This window comes from [Mycobacterium] manitobense (assembly GCF_025821665.1).
In the GTDB taxonomy this organism is placed as follows: domain Bacteria; phylum Actinomycetota; class Actinomycetes; order Mycobacteriales; family Mycobacteriaceae; genus Mycobacterium; species Mycobacterium arseniciresistens.
Genome location: NZ_JACKSJ010000066.1, coordinates 1 through 376, shown reverse-complemented (window position 1 = coordinate 376; position 376 = coordinate 1). Strand labels below are relative to the sequence as shown.

Below are 376 nucleotides of genomic sequence, written 5' to 3'. Positions count from 1 at the left end.
CCGGTGATACACCAGGTCTGATGGTTTCACCGATCGCCTGGGGTGCAAGTGGGTCTGTGAAGTCGAATACTCCTACATACAGCATGTTTGAAGAGCGCCCTGCACAGCACATTGCGAAGGTTGATCCGAAGCAGACGAACGAGACGACCGCTTCCTCGACGCCGTCCTCATCGGCATCCAACAGTCCGATCAGCTTAGCTTCTCTGATCGATGCTCCACCGAACTCACCAGATGCAGTGCGGGACTCCCCGTCGCCGTTGGTCACAGTAATGGGGGCGTCATGAGACCAGCCGGAGTATCCATCCCCACACGTCCCGGCCGGGAACGTCATGTTGAGTACGGTGTCCTCGGTGATGACGGGAGACTGGTCCGGAGC

At 58.5% G+C, this 376-nt stretch carries 1 pseudogene; it reads right to left on the bottom strand.

Features of this window, described 5'->3' with window-relative positions:
• Positions 1-331, bottom strand: a pseudogene (locus tag H7I41_RS09320) (hypothetical protein); the annotation flags it as partial.
• Positions 332-376: the final 45 nt, after the last annotated feature.